This is a genomic window from Adhaeribacter swui (assembly GCF_014217805.1).
Classification (GTDB): Bacteria; Bacteroidota; Bacteroidia; order Cytophagales; family Hymenobacteraceae; genus Adhaeribacter; species Adhaeribacter swui.
In genome coordinates, this window is the sequence record NZ_CP055156.1 from 2,475,667 (window position 1) to 2,500,745 (window position 25,079).

The 25,079-nt window shown below is 43.0% G+C and carries 24 protein-coding genes; 7 read left to right on the plus strand and 17 right to left on the minus strand.

The features are described from left to right. Positions 1 to 117 precede the first annotated feature (117 nt). Positions 118 to 882, minus strand: coding sequence for a type I methionyl aminopeptidase (gene map, locus HUW51_RS10790; protein WP_185274041.1), 765 nt, complete (start codon positions 880 to 882; stop codon positions 118 to 120). 443 nt (positions 883 to 1,325) lie between these two features. On the opposite strand from map, the gene HUW51_RS10795 reads away from it, so the two are divergent. Further along, on the plus strand, positions 1,326 to 1,682 hold the full coding sequence (locus HUW51_RS10795) for a nuclear transport factor 2 family protein (RefSeq protein ID WP_185274042.1): 357 nt from the start codon (positions 1,326 to 1,328) through the stop codon (positions 1,680 to 1,682). A 273-nt stretch (positions 1,683 to 1,955) separates the two neighbouring features. Here HUW51_RS10795 and HUW51_RS10800 read toward each other — a convergent pair whose 3' ends face one another. The 4 genes from HUW51_RS10800 to HUW51_RS10815 form a co-directional block, all read right to left on the minus strand. After that, positions 1,956 to 2,918, minus strand: coding sequence for an SRPBCC domain-containing protein (locus tag HUW51_RS10800; RefSeq protein ID WP_185274043.1), 963 nt, complete (start codon positions 2,916 to 2,918; stop codon positions 1,956 to 1,958). Then, positions 2,915 to 3,241, minus strand: a complete 327-nt coding sequence (locus HUW51_RS10805) for an ArsR/SmtB family transcription factor (protein WP_185274044.1) — start codon at positions 3,239 to 3,241, stop codon at positions 2,915 to 2,917. Before HUW51_RS10805 ends, HUW51_RS10800 begins: the two co-directional genes overlap by 4 nt. A 278-nt stretch (positions 3,242 to 3,519) precedes the next feature. Continuing rightward, positions 3,520 to 4,416 (minus strand): poly(ethylene terephthalate) hydrolase family protein, encoded by an 897-nt coding sequence (locus tag HUW51_RS10810; RefSeq protein WP_185274045.1) that lies wholly within the window; start codon positions 4,414 to 4,416, stop codon positions 3,520 to 3,522. A gap of 132 nt (positions 4,417 to 4,548) precedes the next feature. Then, a complete protein-coding gene (locus HUW51_RS10815; RefSeq protein WP_185274046.1) occupies positions 4,549 to 4,869 on the minus strand; it encodes a hypothetical protein in 321 nt (106 codons plus the stop codon). Between the two features lie 487 nt (positions 4,870 to 5,356). On the opposite strand from HUW51_RS10815, the gene HUW51_RS10820 reads away from it, so the two are divergent. Beyond that, positions 5,357 to 6,244, plus strand: coding sequence for a macrolide 2'-phosphotransferase (locus HUW51_RS10820; protein ID WP_185274047.1), 888 nt, complete (start codon positions 5,357 to 5,359; stop codon positions 6,242 to 6,244). A 176-nt stretch (positions 6,245 to 6,420) separates the two neighbouring features. On the opposite strand, the gene HUW51_RS10825 is transcribed toward HUW51_RS10820, so the two are convergent. The 7 genes from HUW51_RS10825 to HUW51_RS10855 all read right to left on the minus strand — a co-directional run bounded on the left by HUW51_RS10825 (position 6,421) and on the right by HUW51_RS10855 (position 10,470). After that, positions 6,421 to 6,765: a nuclear transport factor 2 family protein gene (locus HUW51_RS10825; RefSeq protein WP_228467002.1), complete on the minus strand. Its 345-nt coding sequence runs from the start codon at positions 6,763 to 6,765 to the stop codon at positions 6,421 to 6,423. An 87-nt stretch (positions 6,766 to 6,852) separates the two neighbouring features. Further along, positions 6,853 to 7,233, minus strand: coding sequence for a hypothetical protein (locus tag HUW51_RS10830; protein WP_185274048.1), 381 nt, complete (start codon positions 7,231 to 7,233; stop codon positions 6,853 to 6,855). 88 nt (positions 7,234 to 7,321) lie between these two features. Beyond that, a complete protein-coding gene (locus HUW51_RS10835) occupies positions 7,322 to 8,071 on the minus strand; it encodes a hypothetical protein (RefSeq protein WP_185274049.1) in 750 nt (249 codons plus the stop codon). Positions 8,072 to 8,176: 105 nt separating this feature from the next. Then, positions 8,177 to 8,347: a hypothetical protein gene (locus HUW51_RS10840; protein ID WP_185274050.1), complete on the minus strand. Its 171-nt coding sequence runs from the start codon at positions 8,345 to 8,347 to the stop codon at positions 8,177 to 8,179. Continuing rightward, complete coding sequence (locus tag HUW51_RS10845) at positions 8,340 to 8,915, minus strand: zeta toxin family protein (protein ID WP_185274051.1); 576 nt, start codon at positions 8,913 to 8,915, stop codon at positions 8,340 to 8,342. Before HUW51_RS10845 ends, HUW51_RS10840 begins: the two co-directional genes overlap by 8 nt. 126 nt (positions 8,916 to 9,041) lie before the next feature. After that, positions 9,042 to 9,767, minus strand: a complete 726-nt coding sequence (locus HUW51_RS10850; protein WP_185274052.1) for a hypothetical protein — start codon at positions 9,765 to 9,767, stop codon at positions 9,042 to 9,044. A gap of 106 nt (positions 9,768 to 9,873) precedes the next feature. Next, positions 9,874 to 10,470, minus strand: a complete 597-nt coding sequence (locus HUW51_RS10855; protein ID WP_185274053.1) for an RNA polymerase sigma-70 factor — start codon at positions 10,468 to 10,470, stop codon at positions 9,874 to 9,876. A gap of 316 nt (positions 10,471 to 10,786) precedes the next feature. Here HUW51_RS10855 and HUW51_RS10860 point away from each other — a divergent pair, with 316 nt between their 5' ends. The 5 genes from HUW51_RS10860 (at position 10,787) to HUW51_RS10880 (ending at position 20,272) form a co-directional block, all read left to right on the plus strand. After that, positions 10,787 to 11,824, plus strand: coding sequence for a FecR family protein (locus HUW51_RS10860; RefSeq protein ID WP_228467043.1), 1,038 nt, complete (start codon positions 10,787 to 10,789; stop codon positions 11,822 to 11,824). Positions 11,825 to 11,971: 147 nt separating this feature from the next. Further along, on the plus strand, positions 11,972 to 15,436 hold the full coding sequence (locus tag HUW51_RS10865; RefSeq protein WP_185274055.1) for a SusC/RagA family TonB-linked outer membrane protein: 3,465 nt from the start codon (positions 11,972 to 11,974) through the stop codon (positions 15,434 to 15,436). 33 nt (positions 15,437 to 15,469) lie between these two features. Then, entirely contained in the window at positions 15,470 to 16,915 is a 1,446-nt protein-coding gene (locus HUW51_RS10870; protein WP_185274056.1) for a RagB/SusD family nutrient uptake outer membrane protein, read from the plus strand. A gap of 143 nt (positions 16,916 to 17,058) precedes the next feature. Further along, complete coding sequence (locus HUW51_RS10875) at positions 17,059 to 18,363, plus strand: M14-type cytosolic carboxypeptidase (protein WP_185274057.1); 1,305 nt, start codon at positions 17,059 to 17,061, stop codon at positions 18,361 to 18,363. A 373-nt stretch (positions 18,364 to 18,736) separates the two neighbouring features. Continuing rightward, positions 18,737 to 20,272 carry a PQQ-dependent sugar dehydrogenase gene (locus tag HUW51_RS10880; protein ID WP_185274058.1) on the plus strand — a complete coding sequence of 512 codons (1,536 nt, stop codon included), beginning with the start codon at positions 18,737 to 18,739 and terminating at the stop codon, positions 20,270 to 20,272. A gap of 49 nt (positions 20,273 to 20,321) precedes the next feature. Here HUW51_RS10880 and HUW51_RS10885 read toward each other — a convergent pair whose 3' ends face one another. The 5 genes from HUW51_RS10885 to HUW51_RS10905 all read right to left on the minus strand — a co-directional run bounded on the left by HUW51_RS10885 (position 20,322) and on the right by HUW51_RS10905 (position 24,927). Further along, complete coding sequence (locus tag HUW51_RS10885) at positions 20,322 to 20,768, minus strand: DUF6789 family protein (RefSeq protein WP_185274059.1); 447 nt, start codon at positions 20,766 to 20,768, stop codon at positions 20,322 to 20,324. Then, complete coding sequence (locus tag HUW51_RS10890; RefSeq protein ID WP_185274060.1) at positions 20,765 to 21,157, minus strand: SpoIIAA family protein; 393 nt, start codon at positions 21,155 to 21,157, stop codon at positions 20,765 to 20,767. Before HUW51_RS10890 ends, HUW51_RS10885 begins: the two co-directional genes overlap by 4 nt. Before the next feature lie 184 nt (positions 21,158 to 21,341). Beyond that, a complete protein-coding gene (locus tag HUW51_RS10895) occupies positions 21,342 to 22,229 on the minus strand; it encodes a dienelactone hydrolase family protein (protein WP_185274061.1) in 888 nt (295 codons plus the stop codon). Between the two features lie 486 nt (positions 22,230 to 22,715). Then, positions 22,716 to 24,305 carry a ribosomal protection-like ABC-F family protein gene (abc-f, locus tag HUW51_RS10900; RefSeq protein ID WP_185274062.1) on the minus strand — a complete coding sequence of 530 codons (1,590 nt, stop codon included), beginning with the start codon at positions 24,303 to 24,305 and terminating at the stop codon, positions 22,716 to 22,718. Positions 24,306 to 24,513: 208 nt separating this feature from the next. Continuing rightward, on the minus strand, positions 24,514 to 24,927 hold the full coding sequence (locus tag HUW51_RS10905) for a DUF6157 family protein (protein ID WP_185274063.1): 414 nt from the start codon (positions 24,925 to 24,927) through the stop codon (positions 24,514 to 24,516). Positions 24,928 to 25,079: the final 152 nt, after the last annotated feature.

A 25,079-nucleotide genomic window follows, 5' to 3' on the forward strand; every position in this document is an offset into this window, starting at 1 on the left:
AGGCACGGCAAGTGTTTACGCGATTCAAACCAATGCTTGCTCAATTCAAATAAGGGCTAAAAACAAGCAACAGAAAAGTAAAATTTTTAAAAAACTGAACCAGCTTAAGCTTTTGGCTTAGTTCCAGATCCCGTTCATCTCGGTTAAAACCAAAGGTTTACCATCGGTTATTACCAGGGTATGTTCGTGTTGCGCCACAAAGCCGCCCTTGTTGCCCACCAAAGTCCAGCCATCGTTTTCGGTTTCGGCGTAAGTAGAATGGGTGGAGATGAATGTTTCCACGGCAATTACCGAGTTTTTCTTAAACCGGGTAAAATTAAAGCGGTCGTAGTAATTCGCGATTTCGCCAGGTTCTTCGTGCAGCTTGCGGCCAATGCCGTGGCCAGTTAAATTCTTAATTACTTTGTAGCCCGATTTTTTTGCTTCGGTTTCAATTAACCGGCCCAACTCGGCCACGCGCATACCGCCTTTAATCGAGTTAATGGCTTTGGCCAGGATTTGTTTTGAAGCATCTACCAAGGGTTGGTGGTGGTTTATATCTTCACCCAAAATAAAAGAACCGCCGTTATCGGCCCAAAAACCATTTAACTCCGCCGATACATCAATGTTAATTAAATCGCCTTCCTGGAGCACCCGGGTAGCCGACGGAATACCGTGGGCAATTTCGTTATTCACGCTGATGCAGGTCCAGCCGGGGAAATTATAAGTAAGCGCCGGTGCCGAATTTGCCCCGAGTTTTTTTATAATTTGCCCGCCAAATTCATCTATTTCTTTGGTAGTCATACCTACCCTGGTGTATTCGCGCATTTCCCGGAGAGCGGTAGCCACTACTTCACTAATTATTTTCATGCCGGTTAGTTCGGCTTCTTTGGTTATCGACATCGTAACTTAATTTATATGTGTAATCACCACGCTGGCTAAAAGAATACTTGCTCTTTCGGCTAAACAGGGGTTGTTTTAATGGTAACAAAGGTCAGCCGTGTTTTTACTCCCGATTACGCCATGAAATGGCAATAAAGACGAAAAATTCGTCTTGCTAAATTATTTTTTAAATTTTAAAATTTAGATCAAACAAAGTAACCCAACCAGCCTCCAATACGCCAGTCCCGAGAAAAATTAAAAAACTAGGAAGTAATAATTAAATAATTTTAAAAAATAAATAAGGTACGATGCTAGGTTTTAGGATATTTTCTAATTATCTATCTGATTTCCAGATAGCTTAAGCTGGTGGCAATGCAAGCTTGCGAAATTTCCCGCTTTGCTTGTAAACCCAACCCGAAATAGCTTCTTATGTAAATTCAGCCTAAACAATTAATCTGACCAAAATGACCGAAGAATTTGCGAAACACTTTGCCGAAGAATGGATAACCGCCTGGAACACGCACGACCTGGATCGTATCCTTAGCCATTACACCGAGGATTTTACCATTGTAACCCCCATGGCCAAAAAAATAATACCCGAAAGCAACGGCACCGTTGCGGGGAAAGACCAGGTGCGGGCCTACTGGCAACAAGGCTTAAAATTAATTCCAGACCTGCGTTTTGAGTTGATAGATGTATTAACCGGCATTAATGGCATAACGCTTTATTACCACAATACCGCTACGGGTCGAAAAACTACCGAAATTATGTTTTTAAATGCAGAGCAAAAAGTAGAAAAAGCTTTTGCCATGTATTCCTGAGGTTTTGCTGGCGATGAAATATTAATTTTTCAAATTTAAGAGCCAAGCGAAGTTTTATTTTTATATCTGCTTCCAGTTTAATGCCGTGTAAAGGGAGCTATGGATGGTGGCCATTTTTAAACTGGACGGAAGTTAAAAACTGCCTTTTATAAATACCCACCAGCTACAAGCTGGCGGGAGTTGCGGATAAAATTTTAAATTTTTGAAATTTAGATCAGGTAAAAGAAAGAGAATTTTCTTCGGGATGAAAAAGAAAATTCTCTTTTGCGCTCTTTAGGCATTCTGATGATTAATCATCCAGTTAATACCGTATTTATCCGTGAAACTGCCGTAATAAGCACCCCAGAACATATCTTGTAAAGGCATTTCTATTTTGCCGCCGGCCGAAAGTTCCGTGAAAATACGCTCGGCTTCGGCCCTAGAATCAGGTTCCAGTTGAATGTGCATGTTGTTGCCCGGGGTTACCGTAAAACCAAATTCTTTGGGGGCATCGGTACCCATTAAAAGGTGGTTGCCCAGTATAGGTAATTCTACGTGCAGTACCATTTTTTTAACTTCTTCAGCCAGTAGTGGTTGGTTAGGGTCGGGCGGAAGTTCGCCGAAACGTTGGATGTCGTTGATAAAATCGGTTTTAAAAACGGATTTATAAAAATTAAAGGCTTCTTCGGTATTGCCCGGAAAGTTTAAGTAAGTAGCTACCCGGGGGCGGTTGCTGGTTTTATTTTGTTTGCGTAAGTAAAACTGGGCAGCAATGTACTGGTCCAGGTTTTCGAGGCCGGCAGTGAAACCTTCCCGGAAGCCCATCTGAATAATTTGTTCTAAATCTTCCAGCGAATCAAAAGATAAATCGATGTTTACCCGGGTTTGCTCTTGCTGGGGCGTAAAGGTGTTTTCCCATTTGTTACGGGGCATTTCGGGGTTTAGGTTACCTTCGGCGTCGCAGAAGCCATCGATGGCGCTAAAGTATTTTTCCGGTTGAATTGTAAAGTACTCTGATTTACACCAATGCTCTTCATTCTCCGGGCCAACCATGCAATACAACCAATGGCCGCCTTCCCTGAAATCCATAGATTTGGTTTTGGCTCGCCAGGGTTTGGGCGCCCACCACTGGTCCAGAATGTCGGCTTCGGTCCAGGCGGCCCACACCAGATCCAGGGGCGCATCAAAGAGTCTTTCTACGTTAATTTTGTGGTTTTCTTTGTCTACCGTGAAATTAAAAAGAAGGGCTTTGTTCATTTTTTATTTGCTTTAAGTTGTTGTAAAACATCGTCTAGCTGGCCAAACCGTTTCGCCAATAGTTGTTTGAACTGCTCCAACCACTTTTCTATGTCTTGCATCTTATCGGCGTTCAAATGATAGTAAATTTCCCGGCCTTGTTGCTGCTGCGTTAAAATTTCGCATTCCGTGAGCACCTGTATGTGTTTAGAAATAGCTTGCCGGCTGCTGTTAAAATGCTCGGCAATGGCATTGGGCGTAAGCGCACCTACGGCCAGTAGCATAATAATGGCGCGCCGCGTGGGGTCCGAAATGGCTTGAAAAACGTCTCGTCGGGTTTGCATTTATCTTAACCTGCAACTATATGGTTGCAAATATAAGTGCAACTAAGTGGTTGCGCAAGTAAAATTTTAAAAAAATTAATTTTGGAGAAAGCAAGTAAGAGTTGTGAGGGAAAAATGCAGCCTGTAACGCAATACATTTGCGATGTAGATGTACATTAAAACGGCGGCGTTGGGCTATAAAAATAAACGCGTCCTGGTGAGGTCAACTTCATCAGGACGCGTCGGGGAAAACGAAGTGTTATTCTTTACCTGGTTGAATTAAATCAAAGCTACTACTATTAAGGCATATTCTTTTTCTCCACTGTCCAGCCCGCAGATTGGGCCAGGCCAGCCGGATTGCCGGTAAACATTTTGCCCGCTTCTTTATCGGCTTTTAATTGCCATTTGTACCAGGCCGTAGCTACGCGGGCAAATTCGCCGCCGTGGGGTTGGCTGTACGTGCCGCCGTGCCCCACATCCATATTACCTACAAAAACCGGTACGTGGTTAATCTGCTTAAAATCGTCCATGCCGTTGTTATAAGCAATATCCGAGGGACCGCCTAAAAGGTAAAGTGTGGGAGTGTGTATTTTTTTTAATTGCTCTTTACTGAGTTGCGGCATTCCGGGCATCCGGCTGGCTGCCGGATTGGTAAAGATGCCGCTGTTGCAAACCACGGTGGTGGTAATTCTGGGATCGCCGGCTACTTCCAGGGTTTGCAAGCCTCCGCAGGACATGCCGCTCACGGCAATTTTGCTGACGTCTATTTTGTTGTAATAAGGGCTATTCCGGTCTTTATTCTGGGCAATAGCCCAATCAATAGCAGCCGTTAACTGCGCCGATTGGGAACGGTCTTTTACTTGTTCGCCGCTTTCTTTGGGCATAACGCCAATGGCCACCACCAGAAAACCATGCGAAGCTACCTCGTTTAAAAAGTTAACGTGCTCCCAGGGCGAGTTGTAGCAGGCGCCATTTCCCCAGGCAATAATCGGTAACTTATTCTTTTTACTAAACGCACTTATATCTTTTGGCCGGAACACCGTGTGGGTGGGCAAAGAAGCCTCGGTTAACATCAGGGCCGGGTACTTGCCGGTGCCCCCGTCTTCGATAGTTCTGGAACTTACATCCTGAGCCCATAAGGAATTGATAGAAGCAAGAAAGATAAATGCCGAAGCTAAAAAATTTAAAATTCGCATGCGTTTTATAGGTTAAATTAACAGAATGATTTAGGGCAAATACCTGAAGCAAAATCTCAAACTTATTCGTTATTCGCGAAATGCCATTAACCGAAAAGAAAACAAAGCTGTTTCAGGGGCACAGATAGCAGTTTAGTCATAAATATAATACTTCCAATGCTTCTTTCCGGTACTATTTAGATTAGTTGACTCGCCCGTTGTTTGATGAGAATCGGTTGGATCATACTGCACCACTTCAAAATTAAAGTTAAACAACACATTCTGCGTAAAGGTAACCGTGTAAGCATTCGGAGTTTTATCATAGAAATAGGTAAACACTCCAATAATACCAGATGGTGGAATCTTTTTGGTTAGCTCCGCTACAGTTTTAGGGTAAGCTCCTGTTTTCTGGTGATATTGTTCTATCTGCTTCACCAGCGCCGCAGCATTGGCTATGGCTATGTTTCGGCTCATTTTTCTGGTCAGGTCAGATAACCACCCTGTGGATGCCAGGCTAATAACAGGCAATACCCAACAAAGAATTGCCAGCGCTTTTATAACGGAAGTAGTTTTTGGCTGCTTAAATGCGCTAATAGTCCAGATTAAACCGGTTGGAATGAGCACGATGCCTAATAACCCAAGCAGTATACCGGCAGAGAAAAAAAATTGCGCCGGATAGTACAGCCAGGCTGGGCCGGGCAGAAACGGCAAGTTGGTTAATAAAACCGCTGAAACACAGGTTAAGACTACTATCTTCCAAATTCTTTTATTCATGTTTTCTGAAAATGCTTATCCTACAGGTAATAATCTGGCATCTAGGTTAAGCAAGCGGCTTAGTGCTGAAATTTTAAACTAATCAATAGTTTTCTTGATTAGGTTTGATTCAAATTACTTATTTTACGGCTAAGCTGAAGCCAGCAGAAAATAAATTTTTTAAAAATTTACTTTAAAAGAAAGTAAAATGGACACGCAGGAAATAGTAAAACTTGCCGCGGAACACGGATTGGTATTGCAGGATAACATCCAGCTAAACGAAATGGGCGCCGACTTTCGGGTAGCTTACGCCAGTGATTTATCCGGACAAAAATGGATATTACGTATTCCCCGCAGAACCGACCTCGCGGAGCAAATAGAAAAGGAAAAAAACATCCTGGCGCTCGTAAAAGACCGGCTTTCTGTAGCCGTACCGGATTGGCAAATAGTTACGCCGCGGTTAGTGGCTTACCCCATGCTGGAAAATAGCCCCGTTCTTACCTATGACCCGCAAACCTACGAAGTTACCTGGTACGTCGACCGCAACAGCAAAGAATACATTCCTACTTTGGCCAGTACGTTGGTGCAGTTGCACGAAATTCCGGAGCAGGCGGCGGCAGCGCACGGTATTAAAATAACCACGCCCGAAACAATCCGGCAGGAAATCCAGGATAAGCTGGAGAAAGTAAAAAACGCCCTGCCGCTCTCGGCGCAGCTCGAAGAGCGGTGGCGTAGCTGGCTCAATAACGACCGCCTGTGGCCCGATTTTACTTGTTTTATTCACGGCGATTTGTTTGCCGGTCATATTTTAGCTAAATCCGATGGGCAAATTACAGGCATTATTGATTGGTCGGAAGGGCAAATGGGTGATCCTGCGGTAGATTTTTCGGGTCATCTGGCCGCTTTTGGCGAAGAAAGCCTGCGCGAATTAATTGCTTGCTACGAAAAAGCCGGCGGAAAAGTATGGGACAGTTTATTTGCCCAGGTCGTAGAACGGCACGCAGCTTCCCCGTTGTTCTACGCGTATTTTGCCATTAAAACCCAAAGCCCGGAACATATCGAAGCCGCCAAAGCGCAACTGAATCCGGTAGCGTAGCAGGTTGATAAGTTACGTGTAAAAAGTAAATTATTGATTTACAGATAGACAATTATTGCTTAAACAATATCCTGCGGAGTGACTGATTTCGGTTCTACAGCTAAATTTTTAAAAAATTTCATTTCGGGCAAATACCGGAACGGATAACCTGTATTGGGTTAATGGTTTTATTAAGGCTAGGATTTAATAACAAAAGCCTGTAGCCCAGCCATTTTCCCATCGCGAAATTGCCAGACGTCGCAGTAGTTGTATTCGGTTGTTTGTCCGTCTTTATCTGGTAAACTGATTTTACCCAGAGCCGTGACGAAATCACCTTCAGCAATTAAATTTTCGACCATAAACTGGGGCGGCTCCAGGTAAGTTTTTGCCATATATTGCCGGACCGCTTCCTTGCCGCGCAGGGTTTGGTCGCCTACAAAGTTCCATTGCGTATCGTCGGTGCAGAAAGCCAGAAATCCTTCGTAGTCGCCTTTGGTAATTGCGGCGTTTGCCTGTTCTAATACTGCTTTATTATTTTCCATGATCAAACTACCTTTTGTTAGTAAAGGCAATATATATAAGAAAGAGGTTCTTAATTCTGTTAGTTTCTGGAAGTGATACGTGTTTTTTTATTTATCTAAAAATATACTAGCTGTCAAAATAGTTAATGGCATTATGATACAATATGCTAGTCCACACAAATATGACATCTTGTGGTACATTGAAATATGTCTTAATTTGTAGTTTCTGTAGCCTATAATTGCCATAATAACAAAACCTGGGATTGTTAAAAAGAATGCTCCTAATGAAGCCATCCCAGACCATTTCCAAAATAATTCGGTTAAAATAATCAGCAATATGCCACCGTATATACTAAAAATAAAAAAGAGGTCAATCAATGGTGGATTTTCAATGGATTCTTTTAAAATCCTCTTTTTAAGAAATAAGTAACCTAGCAGTCCAATAATCGGAGTTATTACATGGATTAATAAGAATGTTAGGATTTCCATTTATGTAAATATGTGCTAACGTACTTGTATAAACGGCAGTCACCGTCGGCCGAAGCTGGCATTTATACCATGTTGGCTGTTGCCTTTTTTACTTTTGTCCAAGTAAGCCTAAGCTTGGAGCAACATCTTTCCTTTTATCCAGCTGGGAAGGGTCGATACTCCATTCCCCCGCAATCTTCATCACCAACTCTTCATCTGCCCAAGTTATATCTTCTCTTTCAAAATATTTATTGTCTTTCGCTTCGTCAGAAAAGGTATTGGCGAGTTTTAGTGACTTTTCAAAACCAATTGGAGTGCCTTCAATTAAAATATTTTCTCCTGATTCACCTAAATATGAATAAACTCGAGACACTTTTCCATCTGTTGCTTTCATCCAGCAATGATATTCCACAATTCGGTGAGTGCTGAAAAACTGCGCTTCCCCGAATTCTTTACTTAAAATCTGTAGTAGCTCTTTTACTTCATAAATACTTTCTTCACTTCCGTCGTGAGGAAGTCCCACACCACAAGACAATGTCCAGCCATCTATAGCTGGTGTGATAAAAATAGAACCAGCATATGCCTTTTCTATTCCAACTTTCCAATTGCACTCCTTTACATTCTTTATTCCCAGAATTCTAGCAATCTTAGCTTTGTCATCTGTCTTGACTGCAAACCACATACATTTATAGCCAAACCCTACAGGCAAATCTGGAACTGTTTGGTTTTTAGTTTCAAGAACTTTGTCGGAGATGTTAGGCGAGGCTTGGGTAGTTCTACCTTTGAGCATCAAAAATCCTAAGAATATAATTACTGTAAATCCTATTACTATTCCTATTGTCATATTGATACCCTTCATTCTGAAGTTAATTTTATTTTAAGGTTACAGCCAACGGTTTGTATATGCAGAGCCAGCAGCGGAGCAAGGGTTTTGTATATACAAACCATTGTGTGAAGTGCTTTTTTATTCAGTTGTTAAATCTTTAGCTTTAACAACAACAACTTGCCCGTTTTGTGAGAAAACAAGTTCTCCATCCTCTTTTTGTTTCTTGCGGATAAGCCGTTCAACTGCCAAATCAATTCCTTTTAAAATTTTGCTTCTCAGGTCTGTGGTATTTAATTTGCCTTTATTCATTGCTCAGAGTCTTTAATTTAGTCCAAATCTGTTCACTTTGGATGTTTAGTTCTTGGTCTTCTTGTCCTTCTGCTACTATTTTATATGGATTCTGTGAATTATCAATCAGTATCCAGTAGTTGCATATAGGGATGAATAGCTTAAAAAGATTTTGTATCCCTTTCTTATATCTTCTACGGATAATTTCTTCTGGGATATTATGTCCGCCTTCCGATACTCTTCTTTTTACCCTGGCAATCGCCAATTCAGGAGAGTTTAACCAAAAGTAAACCAAAGCAATGCTGTAGTCCTTTTCCTTGGCTTTCTTGATTGTCTGCACATAGCTTCTTGTGGCAAGTGTAGTTTCTATAGCAAAGTCTTCTTGCTTTTTAAGTAGTTCGCCAATGCGGTGCAGCATTATTCTTCCTGCTTCAACAGCAACTTTTTCCGGCTGAAACGGAGAAAGCCCACGGGCAATTTCATCTGCATTAACAAATTCACGGCAATCAAGCATTTCAGGAAGAACAGTAAAAGAAGCTGTTGTTTTTCCTGCCCCATTACAGCCAGATATGATGTATAAGTTTGGCATTTATGATTCTTTTACCAAATATACAACTTTGTCAAATTTATCAGCCAGCAATCCTTAGCATTACGCCCAACGTTTAGTATAAGCGGCGGGCAAGGCTGTAGGCCGAAGACTGACGTTTATACCTTGTTAGTGGTTTTTATTTTCTTTTTTAAGCTTATCAAATTTAGAAAAGAGTTCTTCTATTTTATTTTTTAAATTATTAATTGATTGTTCTGTCTGCATACTTTCTTCTTTAATTTTGATATTTGCAAACAATGTTAACTTAGTAAGGAAGTCTTGCAACTGCCTTAATATATTAAGAAATGCAGAAATAGTATTTCCCGCTGCCTCACCATCAAGCTTTAAAGTTGTATCATAGTATAAGCAAAAGTCTTTGTCTATATGGCCAGCTATTGTATTCCTAATTCCTTTAATAGTTTTCAAATCATGTTCTTTTCTAAACTTTTTTATTGTTGAAAAAATATTATTGAAGTCAGGCAAGAAACTCGGGTAGTTAGAGTTGATAATTCCTCTTAAAACAGGCTGTTGGCTCTGACTATATGTTTCTAAAGTTTCATTTATAATCAAATATCCATTTTTTATAAAGTAGGCTCGTTCCCAAGGCTGTTTAACAATACACAAATGTTTACATACAACTAGTAAATCAAGGAGTGAGATTGTAATCAAAGCATTCACTCCGTTAAGATTTTCCAATTCTGAAAATATATTTAGATTAGCTTCAGGAGAAGTAACAGCAATCAAGGATTTTGCCTCCTTTTGTGCCTCCAAAAAGCTTCTAAGCTTATCAAGATGAGAGGTATAGAAAGGAATACATTCGTCTGCTGTCTTGATTAAATTATCAAATCCACTCATTGAATTCAAATGTTGTTAATTACCCCTAACTAGCAGATATAAAAAATAACATACGCTTATCTGCATTATATTTGAAATAAGATTTTTAAAAAGTTACTTCAACCAACTACTTAAACCATTCCGAACCACCCCATAGCAGAAACAATTGGAACAGTAAGGTTTTGGCGATGGCTGTTTTAAACAGGCGGAGGGCTTTGTTCAGGTGGTTTTCGATGTTGCTGTTGCTGGTATTTAGTTTCTGGGCAATTTCCTGGTTACTGAAGCCTTCCAGGCGGCTTAAGGTAAAAACTTGTTGGCGTACCGGGGGCAGCGATTCGATTAAATCCTTCACCTGCTGGCTCAGTTCATTGTACCGTATTTGGTTTTCGGTAGAGCTCTCGGCGTAATCTTTGGCTGCTAGGTATTTATGGTAGGCATGCGCATACACCCGCCGTTTGGCCTTGTTATATACCAGGTTTTTGGCAATCGTAAAGAGGTAGCTATCAATGCCGGATTCTGGTTGAATGGAGGCTCGTTTTTCCCAGACTTTCAGGAATACCTCCTGCACCACTTCTTCAGCTTCCTCTTTATTGCGAACCAGTTTTAAGGCAAAAGCATAAACTTTGGGTTCCAGGCAAAAATAAAGCTTGTCAAAGGCGGCTTCATTCCCTTTAACCAGTTCATAAACATCTTCTACCGAATAGTTTTTAGGCTCCGATTGCATTTTTTTAATTCATCACTAAACCAATTTTAAAATTTTTACTTTTAGCCGCCCTTATTCTGTAGCAGGAAAAGCAATTTTTAAAAAAAACCTTCAGCCAACCGAAATAGTAGATTTTAAACCGGAGCAAATTTTAGAAAAATAAGACTGTTCCGGGCGCACTTCCCTATTTTGCTTTAACCAAAGCCGGATTATTTTAAAAGTTTGTAAAACAGGTTGGTTAAATTAAAAAAAGAATATCTAAACCGAAAAAATATTTTAAAAGAGAGGTGGTGCCGGACCTGATTTGATTGTATTGATATAAAAGCAGGAAAATTTGATGGACAGCCAAAAGCTAGAAAGGTTCTTTAAAAACGAATGTACCCCGGCCGAGGAGCAAGAGGTGCTGGAGTGGTTTCGGAACGAGGAGCTAAATGCCCACCAGGAGCAGGAACTGGCTAAAATGTGGGAACAGGAAACCAGCCAACCAACAAACGACCACAACCCAACCGAAATATTAGCCAGAATAAAAGCTTCCATGCACCAAAACTACCCTGAAATGCGGGTAGCCGGTTCTGAAATAAATAAGGAAACAGAAAAGCTTGCAGGGAAAATAGAGTGGAAGAAATGGTATAAAATGGCGGCGGCTATTTTATTGCCTATCTGTTTATTAACTGTGGTGGTGCATTATTACATAAGTGAGCGCAATGCCGCCCAAATGGTAATAGCCGAAACCTTGCCGGGCGTTAGAAAAACCATATCCTTAGAAGATGGGTCCACGATAACCTTAAACGGGAGTAGCAAAGTGGTATACCGGCAACATTTTCCGGATGATGCCCGGGAAATTACTTTAACCGGCGAAGCTTTTTTTGAAGTAGCCAAAGATAAATCGCGGCCTTTTATTGTAAAAACCGGACCTATTGCCACGCAGGCCTTAGGCACTTCCTTTAACATTAATTACCGCAATAATGCCCCCTACATAGTGGTAGCCCTCGCCACCGGAGTGGTCCGGATTGACCAGGAAATCAATCAAAATAAAACCGAGCTCACGAAACTCAGGCCAAACCAGCAGTTGATTTACGATAAAAAGACTGCCCGTTTTGAGCTGCAACCCTACGATGCCCGCGTGATTTTGGGCTGGCGCCGGGGTATTTTATTCTTTAATCAGGCCAGCCTGACGGAAGTAGTTAGCCGCTTAGAAAACTGGTACGGCATACCAATTGAATTAGCGGGTAAAGTTCCGGAAAAAACCGCAGAATGGAATTACACCGGCGAGTATAACAACCAGGCGCTGGAAGATGTGCTAACCGGCATCAGCTTCGTGAAAGATTTTACCTTCGAGAAAAAAGAAAATAAAATAGTGATACACTTTAACTAACCCGCTTGGCCTATGCAGGAATAAATTTAAAAAATAGCCGTCAGGTTTTAATTAAAACCCGACGGCCTGGCCCTTAAGGTACTTATGTTGGCGCATAAACCCCTTAAAAAGGCATGGTATTATAATAAAAATCTTAAGCCCAAATTTATGAAACTAAACTTACTCTACCTACTTCCGAGGGTAGCAAAAACCCTATTGCCCGGACTTTTCCTTTTTCTAATTACTTTTTCTATTGTTCTGGCCGAGGACCTTCCTTTGCAGAACCTGAATAAAGCGAAGGTTACTTTAAACCTCTCCAACGTTTCCTTAAAAGAATTTATAGCCGCCATCGAAACCCAAACTCCCTACCGGTTTACCTTGGATGAGCAAGAGGTAGACCAGGTAGGCCGCATCTCCGTTAATGCGCAAAACGAATCGCTGTTAAAAATACTGGAACAGGTAACGGCCAGCAACAACCTGGAATTTAAACAGATAAATAACAACATCCACCTGCGGCAACAAAAAAGCAAAATTTTAAAAAACGAACAGAATAACCAAAGTTTAAAAAAGCCGGTGCCAGCCCGGGTTTCGGGAGTGGTAAAATCGGTTACCGGCGAAACTTTGCCCGGCGTAACCGTTTTGGTAAAGGGAACTACCGTGGGCACTACCACCGCCACCGATGGCAGTTATACCTTAGATGTACCGGATAACACGGGTACTTTGGTGTTTTCGTTTATTGGTTTTATTACCCGGGAAGTTCCGGTAAATTCAGAAGCGGTAATAAACGTAACTTTAACAGAAGACACCCAGAGCTTGAAGGAAGTGGTAGTAGTGGGCTATGGTACCCAGCAAAGAGGAGATATTACCAGTGCAGTAGCCACCGTTTCTACCAAAAGTATCGAGAACCAGCCATTAGCCGGGCTCGACCAGGCCATTGCGGGTCAGGCGGCGGGGGTGCAGGCGGCGCAGCGGTCCGGCACGCCGGGCGGTGGGGTAACAGTACGGGTTCGCGGTACGGGCTCTATCGGAGCGGGCAACGAGCCGCTTTACGTGGTAGATGGCTTCCCGATTGAAGGCGATTACAACCGCGATTTAAACCCGCTGGCTACCATTAACCCCAACGATATTGAATCCATCCAGATTTTAAAAGATGCTTCTTCGGCGGCTATTTATGGTTCCAGGGGCAGCAACGGGGTAGTTATTATTACCACCAAAAGAGGCAAAGCCGGCAAAACCCGGATTAATTTAAATACTTACTATGGCGTACAGCAGGTTGCGAATAAAATCGACATGCTAAATGCTAGGGAATACGCTGAGTATAACACCGAAGCCCGGAACAATGCCTGGGTAGATGCCGGCGGTAACGCCAGCGACCCCAACAGTGTGCGGCCGGACCGGTTTAAAATTCCGCCGATGTTTGCGGACCCGGCCTCGCTGGGCAAAGGTACCGATTGGCAAGACGAGGTGTTCCGGACTGCTCCCATCCAGAATTATGAATTATCTGCATCTGGTGGCAATGAAAATTCCCAGTTTTTAATATCCGGCAGTTATTTCAATCAGCAGGGCGTGGTGCTTAAAACCGGCTTCGAGAGATATTCTTTCCGGGTAAATCTGGATACCAAGGTATCGGATAAGATTAAATTAGGAGTAAACCTGGCGCCTTCTTATTCTACCAACGATGTATTGCCCGTAGAGGACCAGGTATTTACCGGGGGTATTCTGGCTGCGGCCTTGTCTATGGCGCCCACCATTCCGGTTTATAACCCCGATGGTACGTATACTACCCAGTTGGGCGTGTCGCCGTACGTAACCGGTATTATTGAAAATCCGGTGGCCATTGCAAATAAAATAAAAGGCGGAACCGCGGCTTTCCGGACCTTAGGTACTTTTTTCGGGGAGTACGCTATTGTAAAAGGCTTAACTTTTAAAACCAGCCTGGGTGTTGATTATACCGATTCCAGAAGCAACTTTTATCACCCTTCTGATTTAGGCCGAGATGGTGCCAGTGCTCCGGTAATACCTATTGCCAATGCTAGTTCCAGCCGGGGTATTATTTTGCTTAACGAAAATACGCTAACCTTCGACCGTACTTTTAATGACCATAACATTACGGCTTTAGCAGGTTTTACCAACCAGAAAGCGCGCGGCGAGAGCGCCAATATGTTTGCCACCAACTTCCCGAACGATTTGGTAATGACGCTGAATGCCGGGCAGGTAACTTCCGGAGGCACTTCTATGGCGGAGTGGTCTTTATTGTCTTTCCTGGGCCGGGTTAATTACAGCTACAAATCTAAATATTTATTTACCGCCACCGTGCGGCAAGATGGTTCTTCGAGGTTTGGAGCGGGCAATAAATGGGGTACCTTCCCTTCGGCTTCGGTAGGATGGAATATTGCCCAGGAAAATTTTATGAGCCATGTAACACCCGTGAGCGATTTTAAAATCAGGGCCAGTTACGGTTTAGCCGGTAATAACACCATTGGTAATTACAACCATATTGGCCTCTTGTCGGCTACCCGGTATGTATTTGGCCCGGGCACCGGTACTATTGTTAACGGATTGCAGCCTACCAGTATCAGCAATCAAAATTTAAGCTGGGAAAAAATGGACCAGTTAGATTTAGGGGTAGATATTGGCCTGCTTAAAAACCGCCTGTTCCTAACAGTAGACTATTATAATAAAAATACTTCCGATTTATTATTAAGTGTGCCGGTACCATCGTCCACGGGTTATACCACCGCTTTACAGAACATCGGTAAAATAAATAATAAAGGCTGGGAGTTTGCCCTGAACTCAAAAAACCTGGTGAATGCGTTTACCTGGAATACTGATTTTAATATTTCGTTTAATAAAAACAAGGTATTGGCTTTAGGGCCATCCGGCGACCCGATTATTTCTAAAAGTCCTTCTTTCAGCCCCAATACGCATATCACGCAAATTGGCAGCCCTATTGGCAGTTTCTATGGTTACGAAGTTATTGGCATTTACCAGAACCAGGCCGACGTGGATAACAGCCCGGCCGTGCGCGGAGTGGGTGGCTCTAAACCCGGCGACTTAAAATACCACGATGTAAACGGCGACGGCCAAATTACCGGGGCAGATGTAACCATTATCGGGGATAACCAACCGGATTTTACGTATGGCTTTACCAATACATTTGGCTATAAAGATTTTAGTTTAAGCGTGCTGATAGATGGCGCCGAAGGCTTTGAGCTTTTAAACGGCTCCCGAAGAAATATTGGTTTGGTAAGTGGCAGCTATAGCCGCCGGGATGTTTTAAACCGCTGGCAGTCGCCGGAAAATCCGGGCGATGGCAAAACCCCGCGGGCGAATGTAGTGCCTACCGGCGGTAATTTATCGTATGTTTCTTCTTTGCTGGTAGAAGATGCTTCTTTCCTCCGCATCCGGAATATTAACTTACGGTACCGTTTGCCGGAAAAAGTATTTAAGTATGTCCGGGCCCAAAATGGCAGCCTTTCTTTCAGCGTACAAAACGCCTTTACCTTTACCAAGTATTTAGGCTACAACCCCGAGCAAAGTTTCCAGGGTACCAGCCCCTTAACGCCGGGGGTAGATTATAATGGCTACCCGGTTGCCCGAACCTTTACTTTAGGCTTAAACATCACTTTTTAATACCGGGAATTTAAAAAATTTAAAAAAATGATAATGAAAAATAAGATATATATGCTGGGCCTGATGAGCATATTGTTAAGTTCCTGCAGCGATGATTTTCTGGAATTAGCCCCTATTTCTAACGCCAACGTGCAAAACTTTTACCGCAATGCCCAAGATATGCAGGTAGCCGTTAATGCGGCCTACTCGGCCTTACAACTGGAAGGGCAGTATCGCACCGCTTACTGGCAAATGGGCGAAGTACGAAGCGATAATACCATGAACATGGATGTAGCCGGTAATTTTCCGGATGCCGAAATCGATTTATTTAAAACGGCCGCTTCTAACAGCATTATTACCGCAGCCTGGAACGATAATTACCGCGGTATTTTATTATGCAACGTGGTTCAGGACCGGATTGCTGCCGTTACCATGGACGAAGCCCTGAAGAACCAATATCTGGGGGAAGTAAAATTCCTGCGTGGCCTGATGTACTTTAACCTAGTCCGGATTTTCGGGGATGTGCCCTTGGTACTAAAAGAAACAAAATCGGTGGAAGAAGGCTACCAGCAGCCGCGAGTTGCCAAAGCTTTAATTTACGAACAAATTGTTAAAGATTTAACGGAAGCGACCCAAAGCTTACCCGATAAATTTACCGGCAACGATATTGGCCGGGCAACCAAAGGAGCCGCTTTAGCTTTACTGGGGAAAGTATACCTCACGCAAAAAGATTACGCCGCGGCCGCCGCTAAATTAAAAGAAGTTATTAGTTCGGGTACCTTCCAGCTGGTTCCGGACTACGCTAATTTATGGGGGCCAGCCAACGAAAATAATGTGGAATCTATTTTTGAGGTGCAATTTAAAAAAGGCGGTACCGGTACCGGAAGTAATTTCTATAACCAATTTGCCCCCTGGAATTCCGAAACCGCCGTTACGGGAGTTGGATTTGCCTCCGGTAAAAATTTGCCAACCGCCGATATAGCCAACGCCTACGAACCCCATGATTTGCGTAAGGCTAGTTCCATGGCCGAAAGCTATGTAAAAAATGGCGTTGCGGTGGAAGATAAGTACACCATTAAATACCGCGACCTGCAGCCTTTTGCTGCCGCCGATGCCGATAACAACTGGGTGGTGCTGCGCTACGCCGATGTTTTATTAATGTACGCCGAAGCCTTAAACGCATTAAACCAAGGGCCAAGCCAGGAAGCCTACGATGTGGTAAATGCCGTCCGGAACCGGGCCGGTCTGGAAGCGCTACCTACCGGCTTAACGTATGAGTCTTTCTCTTCGGCGTTGGAGCATGAAAGACAAGTAGAATTAGCCTTTGAAGGCCACCGCTGGTTTGATTTGGTGCGCACCGACCGGGCCATACCCGTAATGAACGCGCATTTTAATGGCACCTTAACCATAGACGAACATCACCTGGTATTTCCGGTGCCGCAGAGCCAGATAAATGTAAATCCGGAAGGCATTCCGCAAAATCCGGGTTATACTTTCTAGAAAATTTTAAAAATTTAAAATATGCCTGCCGGTTTAAGTGCAATAATTTACTGCTTTTAAACCAGCAGGCCTAATTACCCATTTCCTGAAAATTCTATTTCCTAATTCAGCTAAATCAAAGCCTTTCTCAAAAATCTAAATCTATGGTGCTTCCGGCTAAAATTTTTAAAAAATGGGTAATCCTGCTCTTATTTATTTGCCAGGGTAACTTTCTGTTTTTTTCATTTGCGGGTGCCAGTACTTTATATGGTTCAGGCAAACGTAAAATTAATCCTTCCCTCAATCTTCATCCGGATTCGGTACAAAATAGTTTTGAGTTTATAAATACTAATTTCGAGAATGCTTCTCCACTAAATTACATGGTAGATTCAACGGGCGTAGTACAGATTAGCCTCGTTTACGATCATGAGCGTTCTTCTACGAACCAGGCCAACAGCCACTTCCATTTTCAGGTACAGGCTAAACCCGGCTCTACGCAAACGTTAATCTTACAAAATTTTGATAATGTCTGGAATGGGAGGTGGGCCACGCCTTTATCGGAAAAAACCAATTGCTATGTTTCGGTGGATGGTATTAACTGGAAAACTATTCCTACGGAAGTAATTAGTAACAACCGCTTAAAAGTGAAACTGCCCATGGAAGCCAAAGAAATGTACGTTGCCTCCGTGGAACCCTACCGCATCAGCGACCTGGAAAAATTATTAGCCGAGATTAAAAATAAACCGCTGGTGCAAATAAGTACCATTGGTAAAACAGTAGAAGGGCGACCACTGGAAATAATACGGTTGGGAAACCCCACTGCCCCTTACCGCATTTTTTTACGCGCCCGGGCCCACGGTTTTGAAGCCGGCGGCAATTGGGTAGTTCAGGGTTTAATCCGCAGTTTGTTGAAAGGCGACCAGAATGCGGCCCGTTATTTAAAAAAATATTGCCTGTACATTATGCCTATGGCTAATAAAGATGCAGTAGCCCGGGGCCGGTCGCGGTTTAATGGCCTGGGCATGGATTTAAACCGGAAATGGGACAAACCCGCCGATGCTTTTTATTCTCCGGAGAATTACGCCCTGGAAAACTGGTTTAAAACTATGATAAAACAAGGCAAAAGACCGCATCTGGCCATCGATCTGCACAACGACAATTACGGCAACATCCATATCAGCCGCCCCGCTGGAAACCTGGAAAAGTACCTGGCCAACATGAAAATATTGGAAGCGCAATTGCGCCGCCATACCTGGTTTACCGAAGGCAGCACCGGCAGTAATTTTAAAAATCCGGGTACTCTGGGTGAGGGTTTGCTGGAGCGCTTTGGCATTGAAGCCCTGGTGTATGAGTTTAATTACGATTGGATTGCGAGCCTGAAAAAACAACCTTTTGGTAAAGATTGGGAAGCATTAGGCGAAAAATTAGGCGAAGTATTTTACCAATATTTTAACGAAGCAAATTATTAGGACGCCGCTTCGCGAAATCAAAAATAGAAATTATGAATTAGAAATGAGGCCAGGATGCTTTTACCTGTTCCTTCATCCAGAATAAGTAAAGAAACACAATTATAGATATTAAGTTGGGGTAAAAGCTCCTCTCCTAAGTTTAGGAGGGGTAGGGGTGGTTGTTTTCCTATGAAAGCGGCGAGTGAAAATAGATACTTCTTTTTGTCCAGGTACTTATATATTCTTAAAGCTTCTTTAGTAGAAAATTTGGTAGGTCAGGCAAATTAATTTAGGCAACTGCCAGCTCAATTTCTCTAAAATTCGAAAATTTTAAAAAATCATGCATATTCTTAAAAAGGGTTTCTTGCTTAGCTGCGTGCTCTATTGTTGCCTTATGGGTAGCGGGTGCCGTAAGCAAAGTAGTCTATCCCGAAATACTACGGCAACCAATATAAATTTTAAGTGGCCGGTAGAGCGGGTAATTACGGTAGATTCTACCAGGCTGGGGGTGAGCACTATTATTACCAACCTGAATGTACCCTGGGAAATAACCTGGGGGCCCGATAACCAGATTTGGTGCACCGAACAGGATGGCACCATTAGCAAAATAAACCCAGTAACCGGGGAGAAAAAGGTTTTAGTAAAAATAACCGATGTTTACCGCAAAAGGCTGGGTTTACTAAGCATGGCGCTTCACCCGAATATGAAAAAGTGGCCTTACGTTTTTGTGAACTATACTTACCTGAAGGGAGAAGTTATCTTTTCTAAACTGGTACGCTATACTTATTCCCACGAGGCTTTAACCCAGCCAAAAATTTTATTAGAATTTCCGGCTTATTACGGGCACATGGGTTCGCGGGTGGTTATTGCTTCGGACGGAAAAATTATGTGGGCTACCGGCGATGGAGCCGAAGCCACTAATGCCCAGGATACTAATTTATTAAGCGGCAAAGTGCTGCGCCTGAATATAGATGGTACCATTCCGGCGGATAACCCGGTAAAAGGAAGTCCGGTTTGGGCCAGTGGTTTCCGGGTGCCGCAGGGAATGGTATATAATCCCAATGGAATGCTGTATATCGCCGAACACGGCGATGCCACCGACGATGAAGTAAATATAATTCAGAAAGGGCACAACTACGGGTGGCCCCAGGTACAAGGCTTTGTTGACCTGCCGGAAGAAAAAGCGTATCATACTGCCCATACCATTACCGAACCTCTGAAGGCCTGGACACCTACCATTGCTCCGGCCGGGATGGATTTTTATAGTAAAAATTCTATACCAGAGCTTCAGAATTCGTTGTTACTCACCACCCTTAAAGAAAGCGATTTACGGGTACTTCAATTAAATAAAGAAGGCACCGCGGTAGTGTCCGAAAAGATTTTGCTGGACCAGCAGTACGGGCGTTTGCGGGATGTTTGCGTTTCGCCGGCGGGCGATGTTTACGTTTCGACCAGCAACCGCGACTGGAATCCGGGTCCCGGATTTCCCCAACCCACCGATGACCGGATTATCCGGATTTTTAAAATAACGGATAAAGATAAACTTAACCTGGCAACGGCTCCGCAGAATTTTGTAACAGCAACACCGGCAAATTCTGTTTCTGAAGCTGCATTGCCAGCCGGTCAGGTAGTTTACCAACAATATTGCGCTTCCTGCCATAAAGCCGATGGCAATGGGGTCGCCGGTACTTTTCCATCCCTGCGGAGTTCCGGAAAGGTAAGCGGGGAACCAAAAGACCTCATCCCATTTATCTTAAAAGGCTCCTCCGGCAGTAAAAAGACCGAAGGTTCCGAAAGCCAAATGCCCGCCTTCCATTTCTTAAACGACCAGCAATTGGCCGAAGTAGTAACCTATATCCGGTCGGAGTTTGGAAATATAAAAAGTGGAACTACTGCCGCCCAAGTAGCGGAGGCACGGAGTTTGAAATAAAGTAATATTACTCATCCAAATGCAATGATAAGGAATTGATCCTTGTTAATCACTCCTTTTCCGGTAGATAATTTAACGTTTTAGAGGTAGCAAACGCAAACAGCATATGCGCCAAGAATAATTGTTGGTAAAATTGCTGATAAGCAATTTTAGGAGGATTGGTATGTAATTTTAATACCGACTTCCAGATAAGTACCCCGGATACCCCGCTAATTAAACCAAATACTAGCGCCTGTTTATTTTGGGGCTTTTGGTGTAGCGCCTGCAAACTAAGGCTATAAACACCGGCCCAAACGCCACCCACGGAGTAGTGCAGCAACCAGCCGGCAAAGTGGTTGGGCCTAGCTTTATCACGGTCGGGTTGATTTTGTAGGAGTAAATTTAAAAGTTCCGGTTCTTTAAAGTTTTCTTTTTTAAGGGCAGATACAGCATAACTAAACGCCGTCATGACGGTAGTGCCCACGATACCGGCTACAATGGTAGTAACTAGCTTCATTTTATTTGGTTTTCGTTTTCGGATAGCGGTGCTGATACCCACTGTTTGGCCGTTTTATAATCTTTTAACTCATAAGAGTTTATTTCTCCGGGCACCAGCGGGCTTAAGGCATCGTAGGCCAGGCGCACCCATTTTTGATCCGACACAATAGCCATCCGGTTCCAGCGGGTAATATGTTCGAAGCTAACCTTTAGATAATTTAAAAAAGCGGCTAAGCTGTACTCTTCCAGACCAGTTTCCAAGCGTACCAAAAAGTTAATCTTATCATATTTTGCCGCCACTTCATCCACTCTCCGCATCACTACTTTTTCATATTCGTCTTTATGCACCTCTCCCGAGGCTTTGTAAGCAGCTACATGCGGCGGGAAATCGGCTAGCAGTTCAACCATAAACCTGATTTTAAATTTTCTTTAAAAAGAGATTAGTTGTGTTTTATACGGTGGCAACCTGATGCTGTTTGCGGTTATTCTTTGCAAAAGAGGTTTTATTGCATAAGTTTTTAAAAAAATAGCCATTCTTTCTTCTGGAAAAATGGCTATACGTTAGTTAGAGCAAGGGTTAAATTTAAAAGATCTACTTCAACTTGTCGGTAAAAAAGTCGATGGTACGTTTCCAGGCGAGTTCGGCGGCAGCTTTGTCGTAGCGCGGCGTGGTGTCGTTATGGAAGCCGTGGTTAGCGTTTTCGTACATGTACGCGGTGTATGGTTTGTTATTATTTTTTAAGGCAGTTTCGTAAGCAGGCCAGCCTTCGTTTACCCGGGTATCGAGGGAGGCGTAGTGGAGCAGGAGCGGCGCCTTTATTTTAGGTACATCTTCAGCAGCCGGCTGACCACCGTAGAATGGCACAGCAGCGGCCAAATCCGGAATGCGTACGGCCATCATGTTAGCGATCCAGCCGCCGAAGCAAAAGCCAACTACACCTACTTTACCGTTGCAATCTTTGTGATTTTTTAAAAAATCGTACGCTGCGATAAAATCTTCTAACATTTCGTTGCGGTCGCGTTTACTTTGCAGCTCCCGGCCCTGGTCGTCGTTACCCGGATAGCCGCCCAGGGGAGTTAAAGCATCGGGCGCAATAGCCACAAAACCGGCCAAAGCAGCCCGGCGCGCTACATCTTCGATGTGCGGATTTAAGCCCCGGTTTTCGTGTACCACCACAATACCACCCAGTTTCTTTTTGGCATCGGCTGGCCGGGATAATAAAGCTTTAATGGTTTTACCACCCTTGGGAGAAGAATAATTGACGTACTCGGATTTTAAGCGCGGATCGTCGGGTTTAGTTTGAATGCCACCCTGGTAATCGGGCATGAGAAAACTCATGAGAGAGGCTACTGTAATACCGCCCACCGCGTAGGCAGATAACTGTTGCATAAACTCGCGGCGATCTACCCGGTTGTGCGCGTAGTCGTCGTAGAGGTCAAATACTTCTTGTTTAATATCTTCTTTCTTAATTTCATCCATAATGCGTAGGGTTAGTGATGCCTTTAAATTTAAAATTATTCTAATAAACTGGCTTATATCAAAAACTTTTATTTATCGGTTAAAATCTTAATCCTGAGATGATATCATTATAACGCGTTACAAATAATAACCTTGTCATTGTTGTTTGTTGCAACAATATATTTACTTAAGGCAATATATTCAATGTAACAGGTTGCAACAATAACTCATTTTGATTAGCCCCGATGGTTACTTTAAGGTTGTGCTTAGCTTAACTAATATTCAGATAAGGGTGTTCTTTCTGTTTATTACCAGTATTTCCGGCGTAAACACCAGAATGTAGGATGTCGCTTATCCGTTGCGCTAAAGAATTAATAGTACGGACTGTCCTGTATTCCATTTTTTAAAAATCTTTAATAGCAATCAAACACCCGGGTAGAAGCAACGTTATTTAATTTAAAAAAATTAGCCAGCTGTTAAAATATAAAACTCTGCCTAAAGTATTTTTTAGAATAAACTAATTGTTCGCTCTATGTGTATTTGTTCTAAAAAATACTCGTCGTGCGATACTACCAGCAAAGTTCCTTGGTAATCATGAAGGGCAGTAATTAAAATTTGGATATTATGGATGTCTAAGTTATTGGTAGGTTCATCCAGTACAATCATATCAGGTGCTTGGTTGCTAATGGTGAGGCAGCAAAGCATAAGGCGCATTTTTTCTCCACCGCTTAAAGCACTATCGGGTTTTTCCCAATCGTCTTTGGTAAACAAGAAACGGTTAAGCCGAATCTTAATCTCGTGTTCCTGTAAGCCCGTAGAATTAAACAATTGAGCCTGCTCGTACACTGTAAGGTTATTTTTAATTAAAGTATAGTCCTGATCGATGTACACCGCTTGATTGCCGGCTCTTTGCACCGTGCCCATTTGGGGGGCCAGTTCTCCTAAAATTATCCGGATTAAAGTGGTTTTGCCCGAACCGTTAGAACCTTTAATTGCAATGCGCTCGCTACTGGTAATCTGAAAAGTTAAACCCTGTTGCCAAAGTAGTTGCTCCTGGTAACAGTAATTTAATTCTTTAGCTGTAAATAATATTTTTCCACGGTGCAGCCTAGATTGATCGAAGCCAAATTTTATTTTGTCGGTGTCGGATAAGTCTTTACGCAACTCGTGTAAATTCTGTGAAATAGTGCCCACTTTTTCGGCGTGAATGCCTTTTAACCGCGATGTACTGTTTTCTGCCTGATTTCTCAGAGTGTTCATCATGATTCGGGAAATACCGGCTTTTTCCTGCTTTTTCTTGCCCCGGGCATCCAGTTTTTGCTGCCGTTCAGCGGTTTCGCGTTCCAGGTCTTTGGCTTTACGCAGGGCTTTTTCTTTGCTGCGTACATCCTGATTTAGTGCCTGACTTTCTATGGTTTTTTGTTCAGCGTAAAAATCGTAATTGCCGCCGTATACCGTTATGCCGCGTTTGCTTAATTCTAAAACCGGGTTAAGTAAGTTCAGCAGTTTTTGGTCGTGGCTTATTACCAATAAAGTACTGGAACTTGATTGAATAAATTTGTACAATAATTGCCGACCGCTAGTATCCAGGTGATTGCTGGGCTCGTCGAGTAAAATTAGCTCGGGTTGATGAATGAAGATGCCTGCCAGGAAAACTTTGGTTTTTTGTCCGCCACTCAACGTTTGCATGGGCTGGTTTAAATCTAAAGCTGCCAAGCCCCAGTACGCCAAAGCTTCAGTACACCGTTCCTCCAGGGTCCAGTCGTCATTCAGCATAGCCAGGTTCGTTTCCGTTACATCACCCTCCAGAATTTGGTAAAAGGCTGTTAACTTTTCTTCAATCTTTAACGCTTGGGCAATACGTAGGTGATTGTATTGCCCATAAAGTTGGGGAACGTAATACGGTGTAGCTGCCACATGCACTGTACCTGATGCAGGTGATAAAATACCTGCCGCTATTTTAAGAAGGGTAGATTTTCCGGTGCCGTTATTGCCAATTAACGCCGCTTTATCGTGTTTGGTAAGAGAAAGATTTAAATTATCTAATAATAAATCTTTATTCGGATGAATATAAGTGAGGTTTTGGATAGTAAGCATTATCTCTTTCTTAAAAAAAATAAAACAATCCGGCCAACCACTCGGGGTAGCCTATCTATTTTCCCGGAAAGAAATTTTATATCACATAAAAAGGACCTACTGCTTACGTTGGCAAATATACGAATAAATCGGCATAATGGTAGATTAATGCCATCTTCAGCTAACAAGGGCTGCAATGGTACGGCAACTAGTATTAAGTATTATAAAATTACTTACTGGTTCTCATGGCTTTTACAACGGTAAGCGCCGGGTTATTGGCGAGCTTTTCGTATTCAGGGGTTTCGCAACCGTAAAGAGCTACTTTGCCGTGTTGGTCGCTGTGAATGCCCCACCCATAGCGCTTGGCTAGCGGCGATGCCCGGAAACAAGGTTGCCCTTTAGAGAAAAAACGTGCTCTTGCTTCTGGGTACTCGCTGGGGGTTAAACCGCTGCGGTCGGCAAAAACCTGGAAAAATACCTCGTCGGAAGTAAACTGGTAAGGGTTTTTACTCACCAAATCAAATTGCATACTAGCTACTGTCTTCGTGTCGCCTTTTACGGGCGGAGTTTCGCCGTTTGCCGCCGGACAATCGTCGGCCACTTTTATAAACGTGTTTTGATAATTGGTGCTATAAATTTTCATTTTAGATTGTAATTATACCTTAGGTGTTGTTTATCAAGATAAAATAAAAAATAAATAACCTGTTTTGCCTCGCTGCTTTCTTTTAAACAGCGTTGCTCCATACTGAGAATAAGTAAAAAGCCGGGTTTTCACTTAACCATCGTGTAATTTTT

Coding starts and splice junctions, on each gene's coding strand:
- HUW51_RS10880 (WP_185274058.1), top strand. CDS start 18,737: ATGGGTAGCGGGTGCCGTAAGCAAAGTAGTCTATCCCGAAATACTACG.
- HUW51_RS10890 (WP_185274060.1), bottom strand. CDS start 21,157: ATGGTTGAACTGCTAGCCGATTTCCCGCCGCATGTAGCTGCTTACAAA.
- HUW51_RS10835 (WP_185274049.1), bottom strand. CDS start 8,071: ATGAAGGGTATCAATATGACAATAGGAATAGTAATAGGATTTACAGTA.
- HUW51_RS10845 (WP_185274051.1), bottom strand. CDS start 8,915: ATGCCAAACTTATACATCATATCTGGCTGTAATGGGGCAGGAAAAACA.
- HUW51_RS10885 (WP_185274059.1), bottom strand. CDS start 20,768: ATGAAGCTAGTTACTACCATTGTAGCCGGTATCGTGGGCACTACCGTC.
- HUW51_RS10800 (WP_185274043.1), bottom strand. CDS start 2,918: ATGAACAAAGCCCTTCTTTTTAATTTCACGGTAGACAAAGAAAACCAC.
- HUW51_RS10860 (WP_228467043.1), top strand. CDS start 10,787: ATGGACAGCCAAAAGCTAGAAAGGTTCTTTAAAAACGAATGTACCCCG.
- HUW51_RS10840 (WP_185274050.1), bottom strand. CDS start 8,347: ATGAATAAAGGCAAATTAAATACCACAGACCTGAGAAGCAAAATTTTA.
- HUW51_RS10870 (WP_185274056.1), top strand. CDS start 15,470: ATGAAAAATAAGATATATATGCTGGGCCTGATGAGCATATTGTTAAGT.
- HUW51_RS10825 (WP_228467002.1), bottom strand. CDS start 6,765: ATGGAAAATAATAAAGCAGTATTAGAACAGGCAAACGCCGCAATTACC.
- HUW51_RS10855 (WP_185274053.1), bottom strand. CDS start 10,470: ATGCAATCGGAGCCTAAAAACTATTCGGTAGAAGATGTTTATGAACTG.
- HUW51_RS10895 (WP_185274061.1), bottom strand. CDS start 22,229: ATGGATGAAATTAAGAAAGAAGATATTAAACAAGAAGTATTTGACCTC.
- HUW51_RS10795 (WP_185274042.1), top strand. CDS start 1,326: ATGACCGAAGAATTTGCGAAACACTTTGCCGAAGAATGGATAACCGCC.
- HUW51_RS10820 (WP_185274047.1), top strand. CDS start 5,357: ATGGACACGCAGGAAATAGTAAAACTTGCCGCGGAACACGGATTGGTA.
- HUW51_RS10805 (WP_185274044.1), bottom strand. CDS start 3,241: ATGCAAACCCGACGAGACGTTTTTCAAGCCATTTCGGACCCCACGCGG.
- HUW51_RS10905 (WP_185274063.1), bottom strand. CDS start 24,927: ATGAAAATTTATAGCACCAATTATCAAAACACGTTTATAAAAGTGGCC.
- map (WP_185274041.1), bottom strand. CDS start 882: ATGTCGATAACCAAAGAAGCCGAACTAACCGGCATGAAAATAATTAGT.
- HUW51_RS10815 (WP_185274046.1), bottom strand. CDS start 4,869: ATGAGCCGAAACATAGCCATAGCCAATGCTGCGGCGCTGGTGAAGCAG.
- HUW51_RS10830 (WP_185274048.1), bottom strand. CDS start 7,233: ATGGAAATCCTAACATTCTTATTAATCCATGTAATAACTCCGATTATT.
- abc-f (WP_185274062.1), bottom strand. CDS start 24,305: ATGCTTACTATCCAAAACCTCACTTATATTCATCCGAATAAAGATTTA.
- HUW51_RS10865 (WP_185274055.1), top strand. CDS start 11,972: ATGAAACTAAACTTACTCTACCTACTTCCGAGGGTAGCAAAAACCCTA.
- HUW51_RS10875 (WP_185274057.1), top strand. CDS start 17,059: ATGGTGCTTCCGGCTAAAATTTTTAAAAAATGGGTAATCCTGCTCTTA.
- HUW51_RS10810 (WP_185274045.1), bottom strand. CDS start 4,416: ATGCGAATTTTAAATTTTTTAGCTTCGGCATTTATCTTTCTTGCTTCT.
- HUW51_RS10850 (WP_185274052.1), bottom strand. CDS start 9,767: ATGAGTGGATTTGATAATTTAATCAAGACAGCAGACGAATGTATTCCT.